This window comes from Antarctobacter albus (genome assembly GCF_900101505.1).
Lineage (GTDB): Bacteria > Pseudomonadota > Alphaproteobacteria > Rhodobacterales > Rhodobacteraceae > Antarctobacter > Antarctobacter albus.
Map to the genome: position 1 here is coordinate 53,751 of NZ_FMZI01000020.1, position 16,113 is coordinate 69,863.

Below are 16,113 nucleotides of genomic sequence, written 5' to 3' on the forward strand. Positions count from 1 at the left end.
GCGCGCGGCTCCCACGCGATTGCGCAGAGCGGCGCCCGCAGCCCCGTCCCGAGCCAGGCGGCGCGGATCGAGGCCCAGGTGATCACCGCGACAAGAGCGCGGAAATCCATTTATAGAGCTCGAGGAGGTCGTTTTTCAGGGCGACGACAAAGGCCGCCACCGCGCCAAGGGCGATCAGCCAGCGGCGCAGGATAGACCACGCCCATTCCGCCCGCGCATCGTCCTGCGCCATCCTCTTGAGGCGCTTGATCTCTGCCGGGGTCAGCTCGGGCAGCTCCTCGGCCGCGGCGAGGATCGCGGCGGCCGCCGCCAGCTCCTCATTGGTGTGGGGCGGCATTGTCAGAACTGCGCCGCAAGCTCGGCCACGCCGGCGGGCACGGCGGGCCAGATCGGATCATCGCCCGAGGATACCGCATCACGGCCGGCCTGCTTTGTCGCCTCGATCCAGGCCTGCCCATCGGCAAAGGTGGTCTCATCGGCCGAGGTCAGAGCGCCGGCCACCATCGCGGCCAGGAGGCTGGCCTGCGTGTTCTGATCGACCACCGCGAAGATGCGGGCCTGCACCTCGGCCTTGATCGCTTTCGCGCGGCGGGCTGCGGCCTGGGCGGCCAGCTCCTCGGCCGTTACCAGTTTGGACAGGTCAACACTCATGCGCTTGCCTCCTCGGGTGCGGTCGCGTCATAGGGCGGCAGGGGCACGGCGCCATCGCCGGCGACCTGCACCAGATCGGGAAAGAGCGTTTCCTGCGGCGCGTTGGCACCGTGCAAGAGCGCGAGGTGCAGCTCGCCGGCAATCCGCGTCACCGGGCCGGCGAGCCAATCCGATGCCACCGCCTCTGCAGGAAGCTGCGCGCCCTCGGGCACGCCCGAGAAATCGAAGGTTTCGCCATCGTTCACCAGAGCATCACCAAGGCGCTCGAAGGTCGGCCGCCCCTCGCGGCGGACGGGGGAAAGTGTGATCTGCATTCCTGCCTCCTCAGTACCAGCGGCCGATAGCGATCAAGGAAGTCGAGATCGCATCAAGCCGGATTTGCGCGGTGTTCCACACCGAGAAATTGACCGATCCGACCGCGCCGGCCGTGGTGGTGGCGAAACGGGCGTTGTCTTGGTTCGGCGTTGCGGCAACCTGCGGCACGGCTGCGAAAGAGGCAGGGAAAGTCCAGGTCACAGCCCCCGCGCTGCTGGACGCCAGGCGCACATCACAAATCTGCGTGCCGTCCGCATAGCGGATGTAATTGCCGTTGGCGTTGCTGCCCTTTTCAAGGATCGAGCCTGTCGGGGTTCCGCCGCTCTGGCTGACCGTCCCGATCAGGTTGCTGGTCGAATAGACCTCCTCCCAATCCGTCCAGGCGGTCGCCTTGCTGCGGAACTTCATGACCGGCCCAGAGACGCTGTAGAGGATGGCAACCTGCCAAAGGTATTCCGTGGCCGCACCAATCGTCCCGGTGCCCGCCATGAGGCCAAAGGCGCCGCCCAAATCGGGAAACGGGTTCGTGCCGGCCGGGGCGCTCGCGTGCTGGCCGCCATAGGCAAAGTAGAAACCCGACAGGTCGTGCGCGTCCAGGTCGGCCACCACCGGGCCGGCATCCTCGCCAATCCCGAAATCACCGACCTTCAGGAGGCGCCCGGCGGTGGCATCGGTCGCGCTCTGGGTCACGGCCGTGCCTGTCAGGGGCACGTCAACTTGCAACGCGGCCGAGGAGAGGAGCGCACGCTGCACGCCGCCCGTGGCAATCCCGAGCTGGCCCGCGGCCTTGCGGAAAAACCCGGTATTGGTTTCGTCCTCGAAACCAATACCAGGCGCCGCCGCCGTGCCGTCCCCGAACAGGCCCGAAAGCACCGTGCCGGCATAGCTCGACCATTGCGCGACCGCCGCCGCAAGGGCGTCATAGGCCTGCCGGTAAAACCCCACCACTGGAATGATGGCATAGGCCTGGCCGCTCTGCGTGCTGCCCAGGTAGGCCGGCGAGATCGTCAGCTCGGTGTCGCTGACCACCGCGGTGATCTCGTATTGCTCGCCCGCGCCCTCGAGGGCGAAGGCCTGCCCCACGCGGGCATTCGCCACCCAGGCGGTGCCGCTGCCCGTCACCGTGGCGCTGCCATTCGTGACCGATACGGTCCCGGTCTTATACCAGGCCATTGCGTTCTCCTATTTCAGTTACAGAGGGTCATGTGCGGCCGGCCGGTCATTTCAGAACCGCCTGGCATCGCAGCACAAGATTTTGATAATCGCCGTCGTTCACGGAATTGTAGAAAATCCGAAACTGGACATCCGTCCCGAGGCGCACGAACAAGCTCGAAAGCCCTATAGGCGTGAACGCGGTGCTGACCGGAAACGGGCCGCTCAGTGTTTCCCAGCCAGACCAAACCCCGCCAACTTTCGCGCGGCCTTGCAGATAAACCTCATCCACCCCTCCGGCGTCGTCGGTCCTGACTTCCAATGCCGCCGCGACGATCCACAATTGCGCAGCAGCTTGCGGAATTTGGGCCGTGGTGACGATGGGGCTGTTTCCGTTGATGCTTGTCGATGGTAGAGCCTCGATCACAATCTGATCCGAAACCGCGCCGGGCACGATCAGCTCGCCGGTCACTTCCAGCCGCCCCGTCACGATACTATCGGCAAAGAGCTCATCCAGCACCGCGGTCTTGATCTGGGCAACCCCGGTGATCTCGACATAATCAGCCGCGATCTTGTAGGTGCTCACCGGGCCGCTTGTGCCCTCTGACACGCTCACCAGCTCGATCAGGTTTTGCCCGTTCAGCCGCCAGACATAGCCGGCCGCGATGCCATCCGCCTGGGCCTTGGCAAAGGCGGTGGCCGAGGCCATCGCGGTAAGACTGGCATACTCGGCCGAGATCGTTGCCTCGACCGCCGAGACCGCGCCCGCTCCGTCCACCTTGGTGTTTTGCAGGTTCGTGATCGCCGCGCTGTTGTCGCCAACATCCGATTGCAGCGAGACAATCGAGGAGGCTTGCGAGGTGATCTCACCCTCGGTTGCCGTCACCCGCGTGTCGAGGCCAGAGATCGCCGTGGCGTTGCCGTCCGCATCCGCTTGCGCCGCGTCGGCCGCGCCCTGGGCTGCGGAGACACCGGCTTGCAGCGAGGTGATCGAGGAGGCTTGCGAGGTGATCTCACCCTCGGCCGCCGTCACCCGCGTGTCGAGGCCAGAGATCGCGCCCGCATTGACCGTGATCTCGCCCTGCGCGCCGGTCAGGGTCGCTTGCAGCGATGCGATCAACGCGGCTTGCGCCTCATCCTCTGCCGCGCGCGCCGTGCTTTCCTCCACCAGCGAGGCGGCCGTGGCCTCCTGCACGGCCTTGAGCGCCAGCCGCTCGGAAGCCTCGGCCGCGAGGCCAACATCCACCCGCGCCGAGAGATCGCGGCGCCCCTGTGCTGTCGCGCGGCGCACGGCCTCGTCTCCCGTCCAGCGGTCCCAGAGATCGGCAATCCGGCGCTGCGTGTCGTCGGCGCTGTCGTCGTAAAGCTGGCGCGTCACCTCGACCGCATCGGCAATCGCCGCCGTATCCCCCAGCGCCGTGAGACTGCCCTCGGCCGTGGTCACGCGGTCCTCGAGCCCGTCGAACGTGGCGGTTGTCACGCGCTGGTTGATCTGGCCTTGCAGGCTGTCGAGCTCCTGCGTGACCGTGGTCATGCTGACAAGGCCGCCCGCCACCGTCAGGGTATCGGTCAGCGTGGTGATCGTACCCTCGGCCGCGTCGAGCCTGACCTCTGCATCCGTGATGCGCAGATCGAGATCATCGAGAAGCGGGATTTGAGAGGGGTCGAGCACCGCCTCGGAAATCGCCTGGCTCACCGTGTCGTTGACATAGGCCACCGTTGCCTTGAGCTCGAGCGCTGCCTCGACGGCCGAGAGGTTGATCTCGACATTCGAGACGCGGGCCTCCGCGCGCTCGAATGCGGCGATCCGCACCGCGCCGGTCTCGCTGTCCACAAAGATGCCCGCGCCGGCAAGTGTCTTGTTGGTGCCGAACTGCGCCCATTCCAGCCCCATGAGCCGCTGATAAGCCTCCTCGAGGCCGGTCTCGAGCCGGGGGATATCGTCGGCCAGGGCGGTGGGGCGGTCGAGCAGGCCAAAGCTGGCCTCGGCCGCGTCCCGCAGCTCGGCAATCACGCCGGTTGCATCGGCAAGCGCCGCGTCGTGGCGGTCAAGGGCCTCATCGATCTTGCCCGCAAGGGTATCGGCCAGGTCGGCCTCGGTCAGGCGCAGATCGGGCGTCGTGACCTCGAGCCAATCGGACCAGTCAAAGAGCTCCTCCTCGCCGGCGGGGCGCAGGCGGGCCTCGTAATCGGTGGCCGGCAGAACGCCCTCGGCCACCACCAGGCGCGCGGCCTCGGCCGGGGCGCGGCCCTGGGTGATCACCTCGCCGCCGGAAAGCCTCACCTCGTAATCGACGCCCCCGGCGCCGTCCTCGGTCCAGGTCGCGATCACCGCCGGGCGGCGGCCCGTGGTGCCGTCAGAAATCGCACCGGCGACAACCGAAAGCCCCTCGAGCGCGTAGGGCTCAGGCGTCGTGACCGTGGCCGGGGGCACGTCATAGGGCAGTTGATCCGCGGCGCTCCAATCGTAATCGCCGGGGTCGCGCTCGCGCACGGCCACCTGTGTCAGGAGCGTGCGCAGTTGCACCTGTTTCTTTTGCACCTCGAACAGCTTGGCCGCATAGCCGTTGCGGGCGCTGGTCCAGGCCACGGTTGAAAGCGGCGGCACATGCGCCGCATCCGGCGGCAGGGTCAGGCGGTGCACCCGGAACCGGCGGGCATCCTCGAGGTAACTCTTGGCGAGGCGCTGCGCTTGGATCGCGTGCGGACAGGTCGGCAGGGGCAGGCTTGCGATCTGCCGGCGGCCATCGTCCTCGAGCTCGAGATCGGGCCGCAGGACGGTCGGCGCCTCTTTCGTCTGCCAGGCCATCACCGGCTCGGGATAGGTGATCGCCACGGCGTTGGTCGTGTCCGCCAGGCCGGGGAACGGGTCAAGCTCCTGCGGGCGAGAGATCACCACGTCCGCATCGGTGAAGAAATAGGACGGCAGGGCGGGCGCGCCGATCTGGATATACCAGGTGCCCCCCTCCTCGACCAGCTCACCCGAACAGGATGCCAGAAGATCCTCGATCACCTGCGCCGGCTCATCCTGCGCCACGCGCACCTCGGTGCCGGCGCGATATTGCGGCTCGGTGCCGCCGCCCTCGACGGTCACGGACAGGTCGCATTCATTCATCGCCGCGGCCCAGGTCGCCAGGGGCAAATCCTCGGCCGTGGCGCGCCCGCCCCAGGTGGCCCCGTTCGGCAAGGCGATCCCGCGCAGGATATTGTAGATCATCACGGCCGGGTTTTCGGTCGGCTCCCAGGTCGCGGGGTCATTCCAGCGATGCGCCCCGAAACCGCCCGCGCTGCCATCCTTGCGCGGGTCGTAGAGCGGCAGGCCCTCGATCTCGAAAAGCACGGTCGGCAGGCCGGAAAACTTGGCCTTGTCGCCCTTGTCCAGGATAAACGTCAGGACCGCATAGGATCGCCCCTTGCCCACCATGTCGGGGGTCCAAGGGAAGTCTGGATCACTGCCCAGGCGGTTGAGGAGATAGGGCGAGGCGGCGGTTTGCGTGCCGTCATAGAGATAACGACACACCCGGCCATCATAGGCGCCGCCCGTGTTCAGCTCGCCGCGGCCCTTACCGTCCTGCACACCGCTCCACGCCTGGCGCTCGCCGTTGACATAGATGCCGGACACCACCTGCCCCGGCAGGCCAAGATCGATCACATAGACCAGTTGCGCGCGGCGCGAGCCCCAGCTCAGGGGGGGCGCGACAAAGGCGCCGGCGGTGGCATAGCGCCCCAGCACGAAACCCTCGGAATTGTCACCCCCGGTGAGCGTGGCCTCCGTCTTGAGGCCGCCCGCCGCCTCGGGCGCCTTGAGCTTGGCCTGCGTCAGCTTGGACAGGACAAGGCCCACGGCCAGCCGCACAAGCGCCTGGCCGATCACGCCAAGCCCCGCGAACCAGGAGCCGACCGCGGCAATCGCCGCACTGACCGGCTCGGCCGCGGCCGGATCGGCGCCCACCACCAGGAAGGCCAGCGCCAAAACAAGGATATTGAGGCGGATCATACGCGGAACGCCCTTTCTGCATCTGTCAGGGGCACAAGGCCCAGGCCCGAGGGCCGCAGCACATAGATTGACGGCCCCTGCACGATCCCCAGGGCCAGCGCCTCGCCTTCACGCACGGCCGCCACATCGCCCACCTGGGCGCGGATCGGCGCGACCTCCTCGAGGTGCGCGGCGGCAAGCGCCACATGATCGCCGTGCCCCTCCTGCGCCAGGAGCGCGAGGCCATCCTCGAGCGTGCGATAGGTGCGGCGCCACCCCGCCGCCAGGTCGGTGCCGGTCATGGCCTCGACGGCCCCGGCCGCGAACAGGGCGCAATCATGCTCGCCGGGCCGGAACCGCAGGCGGGCAACCTCCCCGAGATATGCGGCCAGGCGCGGCCGCCAATCCTTGCGGCGCTCAACCATCGGCCGTGCCCCCCCGGTTTTCCAAGCGGGACGAAATGCCTGCCAGCTTCTCGGCAAACGACTGGCCCCCGCCCTTGCCGCCGCCGCGCTTCATGCCCCACCAGACACCCACGGCCCCGGACACGTCCGCATAGCGAAAGAACCGATCCCCGGCATGGGTCGCGCGGTGCGCCTCATCAGACCGCCGCAGCGGCACGCGGCGGGTCAGGGCGCGGGCCGAGCTTGCCAGGCGGGCCGAGAGCGAGGCCTCGCCATTCTTGACGCCCTCGCGCAGCGTGGCCTCATCGAGCCAGCCCTTGAAAACGCGGGTAATCTCGATCAGGGCGTTTGTCTCGGGATCGAAGCGCGCGAGGTGCATTTCGACCGGCGCCTGCCGGGCGTCATATCCCCGGATGAGCTGTTGCACCTCATCGGTGACAAGAGCCAGGCCCGCGGTCTGCATCTGCACCCCGAGGCCCACCTGCGATACCAGGTCGGCCACCTCGAGCACGGCCCCGGCGCCGGTGTATGTCCGCTGATCGCCATCGATCACAAAGGCCCGATCCTCGAGGCCGGTATGCAGGCCCATCGCCTGCGGCGTCCCGGTCTCGCGATCCTTGGCCTCGATCCAGATCAGCACCTCGAGCGCAAGCGCACCGCGCGCCACAACGGGATAGGTCATCGCAGGGTTTGCCTCCACTTGAACGAAAAGCCGCTGTCGAGCACCAGATCGCGCGAGACGCCGCTGAAACTGTCGGGCACATAGACCGCCTTGCAGATCGGTTGGATCAGCCGCACCACGTCATCGGCCGCCACCGCCTCGGGGATGCCCGGCACCACCTCGACGGTCACTTGCGCCGGCGCGCCGACAAAGGTTCCGCCCGTCACCACCCGCGCCAGGAAATACCGGATCGGGGTCGAGCCGTAGGAAATCGAAAGATGATCGCCCGGCGTCAGCACATAACCGGACGGCAGATCGGTGAGGGTCATTTCGCGGGCGTTGCTCGCCACGCTTGCCACGCGGCAAACCGCGGCGCCCTGTATCGCGCCATCGGGATCGGCCTGGGCAAACTCCCGGCGCCGGTCATAGACCATGAAGGGCGCACCGGGCTGGCGGATCAGGTCGATCAGGGCAAGCGTCTGATCCTGATCCTCGGCCGGCGGGATGCGGGCCTCACCCGACCAGAGCCGGGTGCCCATGCGCGCGGCCAGCACCTCGCCGCCGCCGGTTTCCGAAACGCTCATCGCCTCGCCCAGGCGAAACGAAAGCGAAGCGATGCGCAGGCCATCCCAGAAGGTCGGCGCGCCGAGCGGAAATGTGATCGCCATCAGTAGCGCACCCGCGGGTCACGCCGGATCGCCGCCACCCGGTCGGGCAAAATGCGGTCATATTGCGCAAGCCCACCTTGCACGCCCCGTTGCACCATTTCCTCGATCTCCGCATTTCCGCGCGCGCCGCTCACCGTGACGCTGATCGCCATCGATCCGCCGCCCTGGCTCATCGCGCTGTTAGGGATGATCCGCGCAGGCCCGACCACTGGCTCGGGGCCGGCCTCACCGGCGATGCCCCATTCGCCCGCCCCAAGCGTGCCGCCCTTGGCAAAGAACCCTTTGAAGCCGCCAAAGATGCCCGCGCCGCCGCCGCCGCCGAGGAGCCCCCCGAACAAGCCGCCGATCAGCTTGCGGATACCGGATGCAATCAGGTCTTTGGCGATCTGCTTGAACACCTGGCGCAGCGCGTCGCCCATGCTCTTGCCGTCCACAATGGCCTGTGCCATCGCGTCGGAAATCCGCCCGATATAGACCTCGAGCTGCGACGGCCCCGCGGCCTCAACCGCCTGATCCATCGCCTTGGTTGCCGCCTCGCCGGCACGGGCGGCGGCGCGGGCGGCCTCGGGCGCCTTCTCATCGATCCCGATCCGCGCGCCGTCCATCAGGTCGCGGCCGATCTGCATGAACACCCGCGAGGGCGAGTGACTGTCAACGGTCTCTTTCGCGGTGCCGATCACCCCGGTAAAGGCATTGCGGATCGCCGCCTTGGCGGTCTCGATCTTCTCGGCAATGCCAAGCCTGATCCCCTCGACCAGATCGGTCCCGAGCTGCTTTGCCGCCGCGATCACCGATTCGGCCATTTCCTTGATTGCCGCCACGATCTTGGGGCCGAGGTCTTTGACGTAATCGACCGCGCGGCCGATCATTTCCCGCAGGCCCTCGGCAATCGCCTTGGCAATATCCATCCCGGCGAGGATGAAATCCGGCACCTTTTCCGTGACGGCCGCCTTGATCTTGGTGCCGATGCTGCGCGCCTTCTCGACCAGGCCCGGCAGGAACTCCTCGATCTTGGCACCCATGCCGATGATCGCATCCTTCAGGGCCGAGGCGCCGCCCAGCGTGAAAAGGTCGAGCTGCGCGATTGCCGCGGAAACCGCGGCGCCGGCCACGGTCTTGATCCCCTCGAAAGCGGCCTTGAGATCGCCATCGACAAGCGCCTGATAGGTCGAAATCCCGCCGCGCAGCATGGTCTCGCCCGCCTCGAATGCGCGCTTGATCGCGTCGGCCATGCCGCTGCCGATATCCTTGGCCGCGGCGCCCACCGCCTCGAGCGCCGAAGCGGTGGCGGGGTAATCGCGCTTGATCGTGTCCCAATTGCTCGCCACATAGGCGGCCGCCGCGGCCACCGCGATGAGCCCCACGATCACTAGGCCGATGGGCGAGGCCAGCGCGGCAAGGCCCGCGGCGACAAAGCCGAGACCCATTGCCAGCGGCCCGGCGGCAGCGGCAAAGGCCACCACCCCGGCGATGATCGCTTTCATCCTGGGGTCGAGGGCCGAGAATTTCGCGGCCCAATTCGCCAGCGTCTCGGCAATCGCGTTGAGCGTCGGCGTCAGGGCGACCGCAAGCTGATTTCCCAGGCCACGGGCCACCAGCCCCAGGCCGGAAATCGCATCGTTCGCGGTTTCGATGGCGTCGGCGTCAACCTCGCTCACGACAACGCCGAATTTTTCCATTTCCTTGCGCGCCGCCTCGATGGTCGCCGCGTCCAGGCGGCCGGCCACAAGCCCCGCGCGCGATCCGAAAAGCGCCATCGAAATGGCCGCGCGCTCGGCCTCGGGGATGGTCTCGGCAATCGCCTTGTTCAGGAACCCGATTTTCTGGTCTAGGTCCATTTCCGCCAGATCGGCCGCCCTGATCCCCAGCCGCTTGAGCGCATCGGCCGCCGGCCCCTTGCCAGTGGCCGCCACCTGGGAAAGCCGTTTCGTGAGCTGCCGCGCGACCTGTTCAAGCTCACCGCTCGAGAGGCCCGCGCGATCCGCGGCGCGGGAAAGCACCTGCACCGCCGCCGTAGAGGCGCCAAGGCTCTGCGCCATCTTGCTTTGTGCGTCGATGGTCGCGAGAGAGCTTTTGACCGCCGCGGCGCCGATCCCGACAATCGGCAAGGTCACGCGGGTGGTCAGTTTCTTGCCGATCCCGCCGAGCTTGCGAGAGGCCGCTTTCAGCGAGCGTTGCAGCCCGTTCATGCTGGCCTCGGCACGCTTGGCGCCGCGTTCGAATGCGGCGCTATCGAGGCTCAGAAGCGCGCGCAGCGCGCCGATCTCAATTGCCATTGCGGCCCCTCGCTTGTCTGGTGTCGTGTTCGATCCGCACACGCCGGCGGATCGCGGCGATCTCGGCCTCGACGCCCGAGGCGGGCGGGGCGTAATCGATCAGCTTGGGCGCGTTCGGGTAGTCCTGCGGCTGGTGGAAACCCACCGCCCCATACCGGCCCACAAGCCAGGCCTGGGCCTGATCGCGATAAGCCGCCCCGCGCAGAATGTGATCGATCTCGCGCGGGCAGTACCCCCAGAGCGCGGCGGGGTCTTGCCCCGCCGCCACCCAATGCTCGAGAAGGCGCCCGAAGTCCTGGCGCCGCCCGCTTACTTGCGAGCCGGTTTCCGCTTGCCCTGGGGGGTCGGCTTTCCCGGCGCTTCCTGGGGGAATGCGGCCTCGCAAGCCTCCTCGAATGCCGCCACGGCCGGCGCAAAGCCCACCGCGTCGATGAGGTCGAGCGCCTCCTCCTCGCTGGCGCCCTTGCCGGCGTTGAGGAGCTCGGCAAAGAGACCGACGAAGCGGCCCACGGAAAACCCATCGGTGTCCGGTTGCAGCCCGGCAAGCACCTTGTCGATGCCGGCATCATTCGCCCGCTCGAGCCGCACCATTGCCGAAGCCGAGAGCTTGAGCACCTGGCGATTTTCACCCTCGCCCAGGGGAACCTCGCCCAGCATCAGGCGGCCGCCGTGAAGGTCGCAACGCCGGTGCGCTTGATCGTGGCCGTGACCTCGGCCACGCCCTCGACCTCACGGGTGCCGCCCGCCAGCTCGACAAAGCCGGAATATTCATAGATCGCCCCGGTGGCGGTGCCGTCCTCGGTCGCCAGCGTGTGCCGCCAGTCCGCCACCGTGCCCGCGGTCTCGAGCGCGTAGAGCGCAGCATAATCCGTGCTGTTGAAGTTGAAGGCAAAGGCCACGTCCTGCGGATCGCGCAGGCCCGGCGTGTATTCCTTGGTACGCCCCGGCGAGCTCATATGCGTGCGCTCGACCTTCTCGACCGAATGCGCGGGCACGTCGCAGGTTTTCAGCTCGGCAACCTCCGTCCAGGTGGTGCCGCCATCGGTCGACCATTCCAGCTTGTCGCCGTAGCCGATGGTAGAAACAGATTCAGCCATTTGGCTCTCCTCTTGTCAGGAAATGCGGGCAAGGCCCGCGGGGTTAATCCCGGTGCACCACCGAGAAGATCATCGAGACGCGGCGCAGGGGCCCCACGTCCTCGGGCAGGTCATCCCGCACCGATTTGAGAAAGGCGCCGAGGATCACACCACCCCGGTAGCCCTCGAGCGCCTGGCGCAAGTCACGGCTTGCGCCGATGGCCTGCTCAAAGGTCTTGCCGTAGCAGTCGATTTGAACGCGCGAGGTCATGCCCGCCGGGCCGCGCATCGTATGATCGCGCTCACCGCCCTGCCGGTAGATCGCGGCGCGCGGCAGGCTGTCATCCTCGCCCAGGGCGCCCCAGGAAACCCGCCAGGCCACGGCGCCCGAGAGGAGCGCGAGAAGCTCCTCTTCCATCAGTCAACCTTGATCTTGCAGAAGAAGCGCAGGGGCAGGCCCAGCTTGAGCCCGCCCGCGGCCAGGGCAGCGCCGACAAGCCCGGTGCATGTCCACCAGCGCCGCGGCGTAACCGTAATTCTTGCGATTGCCATTGCGTCATTTCCCCTTTGCTGCGCGGCGGGCCATCGTCTTGGCGATCTCATCCCAGAGCCGCGCGCCGAGGCCCTCGAGCATCCCGTGCCGGTTCGCGTCCCAGGCTGGGCCGAGCATCGCGTGCGGCGCAACGGCGCCCACGTATTTGCCGCTTTCATGCTTGCGCGGGCCGGTGCCCCATTCGATCAGGTGCGCCTCGGGCTTGTTCACCGCCCCCACATGCAAGTTGACAATCGACCGGCCGCGCTTTGGCTGCGGCTGGCCACACTTGACCTTGCTGCCCACCTTGAAAACATCATCATCCGCGCCCGGCCAAAGCGCGTTTGCCATCGAGGCCACGGGCTTGAGCTCGGCGCGCATGGCGCGCTTTGCCACCCCCTTGGCCGTCGAGGCGGGCAGCTTTGCGAGGGCCTTCTCGATCTCGCGAAAGCCTTTCACGTCGAGCTTGACGGTCACGAAACCGGCCCCTCGATCACCAGGAACACGAAAGCGCGTTGCGTGATCGCGTCCACTTCCTTGACATCCCATGTCGTGCCATTCGCGAGAAGGCGCATCCGCCAGCCCACCTTGATGGCGCGGGCGCCGGTGCCGGTGCGGATTTTCACCTTGAGCACCTGGCGCCCGGCATAGCGCGCGGCCGCGATGGCCTCGCTGCCGGCCTGATAGATTAGGTCACCACGGGTGACATGGCTTTCCGTCCAGCCGCCCGGCACATCCTCGCCAAAGGCGTTGCGGGTCGGCGCCGCCGGGGCATCAAAGGCCAGGCGGCGCCGCCATTTGTCGGCGCCGCTCATACGAAAAGCCGATACGGCGCGAGGAGATCGGCAACGCCCAGCGGGATCGGCGCGAGGCCGCCCTGCGCCACCGCCTCGCGGTTTGCGAACAGGTGCGCGACCTCGAGGCGGATGGCCTGCTTGATCGGCGCCGGGATCGCGGCGGCATCGTCATAGCCGAGCGAGAAATCGATCTCGACGCGGCCGCGATGCGGGATCGCCGGCCAGCTCTTGCCGAAAGCCGGCGCGAGTCCGGCAGTCGGGCCGGCTTTTGTCAGCTCATAATCGGCCGGATCGAGCACCGCCTGCGAGCCGTCGCTTTGCGTGTAGCGCACCGCCTCGACGGATCGCACCGGGGCACGCGGAAAGGCCAGCGCGCAGGCGGGCCAATAGCCCAGCGTCAGCCGCCATGTCTGCGGCAAAAGCCCGATCCGTGCATAGCGTTCGACATGCATCCGCGCCGAAACCGCCAGCGCATCGATCAAGGCGTCCTCCTCGGTCTCGCCCTCCTCGAGGCGAAGCTGGGCGCGCAGGATCGGATCGGCCGAGGTCATGACCTCGGCCGCCGGCTCTGTCAGGAGCTCGAGCATGGCGGGTTATTCCCCGGCCTTCTCGGCCGCCGCCTTCTCGGCAGCTTCCTTTTCTGCCGCGGCCTTTTCCGCTGCCGCCTTTTCGGCCGCCGCCTTGGCCTCGGCTTCCTTGGCCTCTGCGGCCGCGGCCCCGGCCACCCCGCCGGCCGCCTCGAGGGCTGCGATCTCTTTCTTTGTGATCGGCTCGGCAAAGCCGCGCTTGAGATAGGCCGCCAGGGTCTTGGCGGTTTTCGGGGTCTCGCGGTAGATGCGGCCCGCGTGAAACGTGCCGGCATCGCCGGTTTGCGTGCGCGTCATGCGCAGGAAATTCTCGGCCATGTCGGGGCCTCCTGTCAGGGGTTGCGGGCCTGGGGCGGATCACCGCCCAAGGCTGCTGCGATCACAAGGATCAGATGAAGGTGAAATCACCCGTCACCAGCGAGGCCGGGCGCTTGACCGCCAGGGCCACCCGCTTGCTCGCCTTCACGGTTTTCATGCCCTTGGTGAAGTTGTCGGAATGCTCCGAAGAGATCAGAACCTCGGTTTCCTGGCGGTCGTAGAGCGTCGCCGCCATCGCCAGTGCACCGACCAGCCAGGAGCCGACGGTCATGCTGTTGCTTTCGACCACGGGCAGGCGCCACAGGCTCGGGCCGGCAGGGCTGTCCGCGTTGCCGATGATGAAACGGCCCTGGCTGTCCTTGGTCAGCTCGATGGCCGCCCAGTCGGTCGGGTTCAGCACCAGCGCATCCGCGGCGTAATCGTTCAGCACGACTTGCAGCATGGCGAGGCGCAGGCGCTCGATACGGTTGGTATCGGGCAGGCCCGCGGCCGCAGAGAAGGCGGTGGCCTCGGTGATGAGGCCCGAGAGGTTTTGCCCGGTGCCGTCACCTGCGAGGATTTGCGTCTCCTCTTTGAAATTCAGGGCATAGCGCAACTCGCCATCGATCTCGCCTTGCAGGCGCGCGATATCGGCAATTGCCTCATCCGAAACCGGGATCGATTCCGCGATCTTGCGCACATTCACCTCGGTTTGCGTCCAGCCAAGATCACCGGCAGGGATGGTGCCCCCCTCGGCCACCATGCCGGTGTTGTCCGTGCGGGTGGTTTGCTTGGCGTACTCGATCACGCTGGCGCCGGTGTTCACGACATTGAGCAAGCCACGGATGCGCAGGGCGCGGCGCGCCATGTTCACCGGCGTGGTCTCGCGTTCGGACCAGGCCGCGCCCGAGGTGTCCACGGTGGTGATCGCCGCCTGCGGCTTGAAGGTGAAAGACCCTTGCAGGCCGCCCTCGACATAAGCCTTGAGCTCATCGCTTTGCGCCACCTCGGCGCCGACCGAAAGCTGCGCCTGGCCGCCGCGACCGCCCGAGGCCGCGAGCTGCTCAACATCCAGCGTGCGCGCCTCGAGCGCCAGGAGCTGGCCCTCGAGCTTGGCCTGCGCCTGGGTGGCCTCGTTGAATTTGGGCATGATCTCATCGATCTGCGCCTTGAGCTCGGTCGAGAGGGCCTCGCCCTTCTCGGCCTGTTTGACCGCAGCCTCGGCCTTTTTCATCACATCGTCGCGCAGGCCGCCCACCTCGGCGCGCACATCCTTGAGGAGTTGCGCGACGTTGCCCGCATCGGCGCGGGGATTGCCCAGGACACCGGCCGGCGCGCTGGCGATCATGGCCGAGGCCATGACGCTGAAAGGAACGTGTTTCATATCGTTCTCCGATTTTCAGGATTTGAGATCGGCCAGGAGCTCCGCGAGCTCGGCCTCGATATCGGCCGCGCCAGGCAAGCCGGTTGTGACCGCACCAGGCAAGTCACCTTTCAGATCGCGCAGGAGGCCCCGCGCGTCATTGCGCCCGATGCCCGCCCGCGCGGCCACCAGGTCAAAACGCTTCTCGGCGCGCAGGTGTTCGCGTGCCGCCGCATCCGCGCCCGCATGGGCCACCTCGGAACCGTCGAGGTAGCCATCGGCAAAGCCCAGCTCGACCGAACGGGCGGCCGTCAGCCAGGTTTCGCGGTCCATCATGGCCGCGATCTTGTCGCGGTCCTGGCCGGTGCGCGCCGTGTAGACCTCGGCCATCGCTTCATCGAAAGGCGCCAGCCACTCGGCCACCTCGGCAAAGGTGTTGCGGTTCCCGGCCGCGATCACCCAGGAATTATGGATCATGAAGAAAGCCGAGCGGCCGATCAGCACCTCATCGCCCGCCATTGCGATGATCGAGGCGGCCGAGCCCGCCAGCCCCAGGACATGCACCGAGACCGGGCCACGGTCGCGGCTATGCTGGCGCAGGAGCTCATAGATCGCCCCGCCCTCGAAAACGTCGCCGCCGGGCGAGTTGATCTTGACCGTGACCGCGCGGCCGCCGATCCGGCGCAGGGCGCCCTCGATCCGCTTGGCGGTCACACCCTCGCCCCACATGTCGGCGCCGATGGGATCGAGGATCGAGATCGAGGCCTCATCCTCGACCGCCGCGCGCAGGGACGCATCCCAGCTATTGATTGCGCGGGTCGTGATATCGGCGCGCACGTCAGGGCGCGCGCCCAGGGTCAGGGGCGGCATGTCGGGCATGGGTTAATCCTCTTTGGTGAGATCGCGCAGCGGGGCCAGGGCGGTTTGACCGAGGAGGTCGTTTGCCTGCGGGTCGCTGTGAGGCTCGAGGCCGAGGCGCTCGCGCCGCTCGTTTGCGGTCATGGTGCCGCTAGGCTCAGGACTCGTTCTCCCTCAAAGCCAGAAGATGACGGTCGCGGCGAGAGCTATCGCCGAGAAGAAGGTCTGCGGGCATCGGTCGTAGCGTGTCGCAACGCGCCGCCAGTCCTTGAGCCTGCCGAACATGATCTCGATGCGATTACGGCGTTTGTATCGCCGTTTGTCATACTTTACCGGCGTCTTCCGTTTCTTCCGGCCCGGGATGCAGGGGCGTATCTTCTTGTCCTGCAAAGCTTCTCTGAACCAGTCGGCATCGTAGCCACGGTCTCCGAGAAGCCATTTCACGTTGGGCAGCCCGCTGACGAGCGCACGCGCCCCGACGTAATCGCTGACGGGACCGG

21 protein-coding genes are annotated in these 16,113 nt (G+C 67.3%); all 21 read right to left on the bottom strand.

Features of this window, described 5'->3' with window-relative positions; all coding sequences use genetic code 11:
* Nucleotides 1-82: 82 nt before the first annotated feature.
* Nucleotides 83-337 carry a hypothetical protein gene (locus tag BLQ71_RS23665; RefSeq protein WP_074623488.1) on the bottom strand — a complete coding sequence of 85 codons (255 nt, stop codon included), beginning with the start codon at nucleotides 335-337 and terminating at the stop codon, nucleotides 83-85.
* Nucleotides 338-339: 2 nt separating this feature from the next.
* Nucleotides 340-651: a hypothetical protein gene (locus BLQ71_RS23670; protein WP_074623489.1), complete on the bottom strand. Its 312-nt coding sequence runs from the start codon at nucleotides 649-651 to the stop codon at nucleotides 340-342.
* Nucleotides 648-965 carry a hypothetical protein gene (locus BLQ71_RS23675; RefSeq protein ID WP_074623490.1) on the bottom strand — a complete coding sequence of 106 codons (318 nt, stop codon included), beginning with the start codon at nucleotides 963-965 and terminating at the stop codon, nucleotides 648-650. Before BLQ71_RS23675 ends, BLQ71_RS23670 begins: the two co-directional genes overlap by 4 nt.
* A 10-nt stretch (nucleotides 966-975) precedes the next feature.
* Nucleotides 976-2,139: a hypothetical protein gene (locus tag BLQ71_RS23680; protein ID WP_074623491.1), complete on the bottom strand. Its 1,164-nt coding sequence runs from the start codon at nucleotides 2,137-2,139 to the stop codon at nucleotides 976-978.
* Between the two features lie 46 nt (nucleotides 2,140-2,185).
* Nucleotides 2,186-6,115: a phage tail protein gene (locus tag BLQ71_RS23685; RefSeq protein ID WP_074623492.1), complete on the bottom strand. Its 3,930-nt coding sequence runs from the start codon at nucleotides 6,113-6,115 to the stop codon at nucleotides 2,186-2,188.
* On the bottom strand, nucleotides 6,112-6,519 hold the full coding sequence (locus tag BLQ71_RS23690; protein ID WP_043145022.1) for a DUF6950 family protein: 408 nt from the start codon (nucleotides 6,517-6,519) through the stop codon (nucleotides 6,112-6,114). Before BLQ71_RS23690 ends, BLQ71_RS23685 begins: the two co-directional genes overlap by 4 nt.
* Nucleotides 6,512-7,180, bottom strand: a complete 669-nt coding sequence (locus BLQ71_RS23695) for a hypothetical protein (RefSeq protein ID WP_074623493.1) — start codon at nucleotides 7,178-7,180, stop codon at nucleotides 6,512-6,514. The genes BLQ71_RS23690 and BLQ71_RS23695 overlap by 8 nt, the downstream gene beginning before the upstream one ends.
* Nucleotides 7,177-7,827, bottom strand: a complete 651-nt coding sequence (locus BLQ71_RS23700) for a hypothetical protein (RefSeq protein WP_074623494.1) — start codon at nucleotides 7,825-7,827, stop codon at nucleotides 7,177-7,179. Before BLQ71_RS23700 ends, BLQ71_RS23695 begins: the two co-directional genes overlap by 4 nt.
* Nucleotides 7,827-10,103, bottom strand: a complete 2,277-nt coding sequence (locus BLQ71_RS23705; protein WP_074623495.1) for a phage tail tape measure protein — start codon at nucleotides 10,101-10,103, stop codon at nucleotides 7,827-7,829. Before BLQ71_RS23705 ends, BLQ71_RS23700 begins: the two co-directional genes overlap by 1 nt.
* On the bottom strand, nucleotides 10,093-10,371 hold the full coding sequence (locus tag BLQ71_RS23710) for a hypothetical protein (RefSeq protein ID WP_074623496.1): 279 nt from the start codon (nucleotides 10,369-10,371) through the stop codon (nucleotides 10,093-10,095). Before BLQ71_RS23710 ends, BLQ71_RS23705 begins: the two co-directional genes overlap by 11 nt.
* Before the next feature lie 41 nt (nucleotides 10,372-10,412).
* Nucleotides 10,413-10,760 (bottom strand): hypothetical protein, encoded by a 348-nt coding sequence (locus tag BLQ71_RS23715; protein WP_074623497.1) that lies wholly within the window; start codon nucleotides 10,758-10,760, stop codon nucleotides 10,413-10,415.
* Nucleotides 10,760-11,200 (bottom strand): phage tail protein, encoded by a 441-nt coding sequence (locus tag BLQ71_RS23720; protein WP_074623498.1) that lies wholly within the window; start codon nucleotides 11,198-11,200, stop codon nucleotides 10,760-10,762. Before BLQ71_RS23720 ends, BLQ71_RS23715 begins: the two co-directional genes overlap by 1 nt.
* A 43-nt stretch (nucleotides 11,201-11,243) precedes the next feature.
* Nucleotides 11,244-11,597 carry a hypothetical protein gene (locus BLQ71_RS23725; protein WP_074623499.1) on the bottom strand — a complete coding sequence of 118 codons (354 nt, stop codon included), beginning with the start codon at nucleotides 11,595-11,597 and terminating at the stop codon, nucleotides 11,244-11,246.
* Complete coding sequence (locus BLQ71_RS27015) at nucleotides 11,597-11,731, bottom strand: hypothetical protein (RefSeq protein WP_263281714.1); 135 nt, start codon at nucleotides 11,729-11,731, stop codon at nucleotides 11,597-11,599. The genes BLQ71_RS23725 and BLQ71_RS27015 overlap by 1 nt, the downstream gene beginning before the upstream one ends.
* A 4-nt stretch (nucleotides 11,732-11,735) precedes the next feature.
* Nucleotides 11,736-12,188, bottom strand: coding sequence for a hypothetical protein (locus tag BLQ71_RS23730; RefSeq protein WP_074623500.1), 453 nt, complete (start codon nucleotides 12,186-12,188; stop codon nucleotides 11,736-11,738).
* On the bottom strand, nucleotides 12,185-12,526 hold the full coding sequence (locus BLQ71_RS23735; RefSeq protein WP_074623501.1) for a phage head completion protein: 342 nt from the start codon (nucleotides 12,524-12,526) through the stop codon (nucleotides 12,185-12,187). The genes BLQ71_RS23730 and BLQ71_RS23735 overlap by 4 nt, the downstream gene beginning before the upstream one ends.
* Entirely contained in the window at nucleotides 12,523-13,095 is a 573-nt protein-coding gene (locus BLQ71_RS23740; protein ID WP_043145014.1) for a head-tail connector protein, read from the bottom strand. The genes BLQ71_RS23735 and BLQ71_RS23740 overlap by 4 nt, the downstream gene beginning before the upstream one ends.
* 6 nt (nucleotides 13,096-13,101) lie before the next feature.
* Nucleotides 13,102-13,413, bottom strand: a complete 312-nt coding sequence (locus BLQ71_RS23745) for a hypothetical protein (protein ID WP_074623502.1) — start codon at nucleotides 13,411-13,413, stop codon at nucleotides 13,102-13,104.
* A gap of 70 nt (nucleotides 13,414-13,483) precedes the next feature.
* Nucleotides 13,484-14,776, bottom strand: coding sequence for a phage major capsid protein (locus BLQ71_RS23750; protein ID WP_074623503.1), 1,293 nt, complete (start codon nucleotides 14,774-14,776; stop codon nucleotides 13,484-13,486).
* Between the two features lie 15 nt (nucleotides 14,777-14,791).
* Entirely contained in the window at nucleotides 14,792-15,634 is an 843-nt protein-coding gene (locus BLQ71_RS23755) for a head maturation protease, ClpP-related (protein ID WP_074623504.1), read from the bottom strand.
* Nucleotides 15,635-15,787: 153 nt separating this feature from the next.
* The coding region (locus tag BLQ71_RS23760; RefSeq protein ID WP_074623505.1) for an IS5/IS1182 family transposase at nucleotides 15,788-16,113 on the bottom strand (326 nt) is incomplete at its 5' end.